The organism is Desulfosarcina cetonica JCM 12296, from assembly GCF_001311845.1.
In the GTDB taxonomy this organism is placed as follows: Bacteria; Desulfobacterota; Desulfobacteria; order Desulfobacterales; family Desulfosarcinaceae; genus Desulfosarcina; species Desulfosarcina cetonica.
On record NZ_BBCC01000415.1, the window covers coordinates 1 to 1,871 of the forward strand.

The 1,871-nt window shown below is 63.9% G+C and carries 2 protein-coding genes; both read left to right on the top strand.

Annotated elements, in window-relative coordinates:
• Positions 1-1,274, top strand: a 1,274-nt coding sequence (locus JCM12296_RS34510; RefSeq protein WP_172684264.1) for an NADH-ubiquinone oxidoreductase-F iron-sulfur binding region domain-containing protein, incomplete at its 5' end; no start/stop codon positions are given.
• A 28-nt stretch (positions 1,275-1,302) separates the two neighbouring features.
• Positions 1,303-1,871: 2Fe-2S iron-sulfur cluster-binding protein (locus JCM12296_RS34515; RefSeq protein WP_054702661.1), on the top strand; the 569-nt coding region annotated here is incomplete at its 3' end.

Consider the following 1,871-nt stretch of genomic DNA (forward strand, 5'->3'; position numbering starts at 1 on the left):
ATGCCGATGAGGGCGATCCCGGAGCCTACATGGACCGCACCTTACTCGAGAGCAATCCCCACCAGGTGATCGAGGGCATGCTCATCGCCGCCATTGCCGTGGGGGCCAGTCGAGGCTTGTTTTACGTGCGCGCCGAATACCCCCTGGCGGTGCGCATCCTCTCCCAGGCGGTCGAGCAGGCCCGCGCCTGCGGTCTTCTGGGCAGCAACATTCTGGGCAGCGGTCTGGATTTCGACATCGACCTTTTCCAGGGCTCGGGGGCTTTTGTCTGCGGCGAGGAGACGGCCCTGATCCGTTCGGTGGAAGGCTATCGCGGCATGCCCCGGCACCGTCCGCCGTTCCCGGTGGAGCGCGGGCTGGACGGACGCCCGACGGTGATCAACAACGTCAAGACCCTGGCCACGGTACCGGCCATCGTGGAGAAGGGGGCCGACTGGTTTCGCGGCATCGGCACGGCCGACAGCCCGGGAACGGCGGTTTTTTCCGTGGTCGGCAACGTGACCCATCCGGGGCTGGTGGAGATTCCCATGGGGGTGACCCTGCGCGAGCTGATTTTTGATATCTGCGGCGGCATCCCCAATAAGAAGCAGTTCAAGGCGGTGCAGATCGGCGGCCCCTCGGGCGGCTGCCTGTCGGCCGAGTTCCTGGATACACCGGTGGATTTCGACGCCCTGACCCGCGCCGGAGCCATGATGGGTTCCGGCGGCATGGTGGTGATGGACGAGGACGCCTGCATGGTGGACGTGTCGCGCTACTTCCTCGACTTCACCCAGAAGGAGTCCTGCGGCAAGTGTACCTTCTGCCGTATCGGCACCCGCCACCTTCTGGACATCCTGCGCCGGCTGACCCGCGGCGAGGGCCGCGAAGGGGATATCGAACAGCTGGAAAGCCTCAGCCGGGCGGTCAAGGCGGGCTCCCTGTGCGGATTGGGCAAGACCGCGCCCAACCCCGTGCTCACCTCCCTGGCCTATTTTCGCGACGAATACGAGGCCCATATCAAAGAGGGGCGCTGCCCGGGGCGCTCTTGCCGGACGCTGACCGCGTTTTACATCGACCTGGAGAAGTGCGCCCGCGGCTGCGATGCCTGTGTGGGCTGCTGTCCGGTGGATGCGGTCTTTACCACCAGCAACCGCAAAAAGGGGATCGACCAGTCCCTGTGTGTCAAATGCGGTGAGTGCATGGTGGCCTGCCCGCCGGATTATGATGCGGTGGTCAAGATCTCGCCGGCCCATCTGGCGCCGGTTATCGAACGGCCGCCGGAGAAAAAGGAATGATCAGCGACGAAAGGACCGAACCGATACCATGGTGACCCTGACCGTGGATGACCGCAGCATTCAGGCCCCGGAAGGCAGCAGCGTTTTGGCGGCCTGCCTGTCTGCCGGTATTTACATCCCGCACCTGTGCTGGCTGGAGGGGGATACCCCCGAGGATGCGCCGGCGGCCTGCCGCCTCTGCCTGGTGGAAATCGACGGATTTGCCCAGCCGGTGACGGCCTGCAGCCAATTGGTGGAAAGTGGCATGACCGTTCGCACGGATACCCCGGCGGTGCGGGAGTTGCAGAAGACGGCCCTCAAATTACTGCTTTCCGTCCATCGCGTGGATTGTAGAAACTGCCCGGCCAACAAGGCCTGCGGACTGCAGGCCACCGCAAAGTTCCTGGGAACCGGATTGAATTGCAAACCGTTTGCATCCGTACTCAAGGAACCCGAGGTGGATCACCGTCATCCGCTTTTCGATTACTATCCCAATCGATGCGTGCTCTGCGGCATCTGCATCCGGCGTTGCGACCAGACCGGTGGCGCGTCCGGGCTGAGCTTCGCCGGACGGGGTTTCGACACCGTGGTCGGCTATTTCGATACCGATCCCCAGGC